1 protein-coding gene and 1 pseudogene are annotated in these 1,535 nt (G+C 63.8%); both read left to right on the top strand.

All coding sequences use genetic code 11. The features are described 5' to 3' along the window. Nucleotides 1–49 precede the first annotated feature (49 nt). A pseudogene (gene recO / locus JWR98_RS28625) lies at nucleotides 50–738 on the top strand (DNA repair protein RecO). Nucleotides 739–789: 51 nt separating this feature from the next. Further along, the gene (gene pdxJ / locus JWR98_RS28620; RefSeq protein WP_078731718.1) at nucleotides 790–1,533 is read left to right on the top strand and encodes a pyridoxine 5'-phosphate synthase; all 744 of its coding nucleotides are present in this window, start codon (nucleotides 790–792) and stop codon (nucleotides 1,531–1,533) included. Nucleotides 1,534–1,535 lie beyond the last annotated feature (2 nt).

The following is a 1,535-nucleotide window of genomic DNA, read 5'->3' as shown; positions in this document are numbered from 1 at the left end:
CAAGCCCCCTCCCACATTAGGTTTGTATTGTTTTCAAGATAGAGAACCCATGTCCCAATCCCAACCCCCCAGCCAACTCGCCTACGTCCTGCACAGCCGCGCCTATCGCGAGACTAGCGCGCTGGTGGATTTCCTCACGCCCCAAGGTCGCCTGCGTGCAGTCTTGCGCAGTGCGCGGGGTAAGGCGGGTACGTTGGCGCGGCCGTTCGTTGCATTGGATGTGGAGTTTCGCGGCAAGGGTGAGCTGAAAAACGTCGGCCGCCTGGAAAGCGTCGGCACGTCGGCCTGGCTCAACGGCGATGCGTTGTTCAGCGGCCTCTACCTCAACGAACTGCTGATTCGTCTGCTGCCCGCCGAAGACCCGCACCCGGCGGTCTTCGCTCACTACGCCGCCACCTTGCTGGCCCTGGCCGAAGGCGCCCGCTGGAGCCGCTGCTGCGGGCTTTCGAATGGCGCCTGCTCGACGACCTGGGCTATGGCTTCGAACTCGCCAACGACTTGCACGGTGAGCCCATCGCCGCCGATGGCATGTACCGTTTGCAAGTCGACGCGGGACTGGAGCGTGTGCACCTGCTGCAACCGGGCCTGTTCCAAGGCACCGAATTGCTCGCCATGAGCGAAGCGGATTGGTCGGCTCCCGGCGCGTTGTCGGCCGCCAAGCGCCTGATGCGCCAGGCCTTGGCCGTGCACCTGGGCGGACGGCCGCTGGTCAGTCGCGAGTTGTTTCGAAAGCCCTGACATCCCCGTGTATGCTGTGCACCGTTTCTTTCCCTTTTCAGGAGCGCTTCCGTGACCACCAGCAATCGCATTCTTCTTGGCGTCAACATCGACCACGTCGCTACCCTGCGTCAGGCCCGGGGCACTCGTTACCCGGACCCGGTCAAGGCGGCGCTGGATGCCGAAGAAGCGGGCGCCGACGGTATCACCGTGCACCTGCGCGAAGACCGCCGCCACATCCAGGAACGCGACGTGCTGCTGCTCAAGGATGTGCTGCAAACCCGCATGAATTTCGAAATGGGGGTCACCGAAGAAATGATGGCGTTCGCCGAACGCATTCGCCCGGCGCACATTTGCCTGGTGCCGGAAACCCGCCAGGAACTCACCACCGAAGGTGGCCTGGATGTTGCCGGCCAGGAGGCGCGGATCAAGGCCGCCGTGGAGCGCCTGTCGAGGATCGGCAGCGAAGTCTCGCTGTTCATCGACGCCGACGAGCGCCAGATCGAAGCCTCGCGCCGCGTCGGCGCGCCGGCCATCGAATTGCATACCGGCCGTTATGCCGATGCCACCACGCCCACTGAAGTGGCCGATGAACTGCAACGCATCATCGACGGCGTGAACTGTGGGCTAGGCGAAGGCCTGATCGTCAACGCCGGCCACGGCCTGCATTACCACAACGTTGAAGCCGTGGCCGCGATCAAGGGCATCAACGAGCTGAACATCGGCCATGCGCTGGTGGCGCATGCGCTGTTCGTCGGGTTCAAAGGCGCGGTGGCCGAGATGAAGGCCCTGATCCTGGCTGCCGCCAAGCACTAAAA

It is taken from the genome of Pseudomonas lactucae (genome assembly GCF_016937615.1).
GTDB classification, from domain to species: domain Bacteria; phylum Pseudomonadota; class Gammaproteobacteria; order Pseudomonadales; family Pseudomonadaceae; genus Aquipseudomonas; species Aquipseudomonas lactucae.
This window is presented reverse-complemented; position numbering and strand designations above follow the sequence as displayed.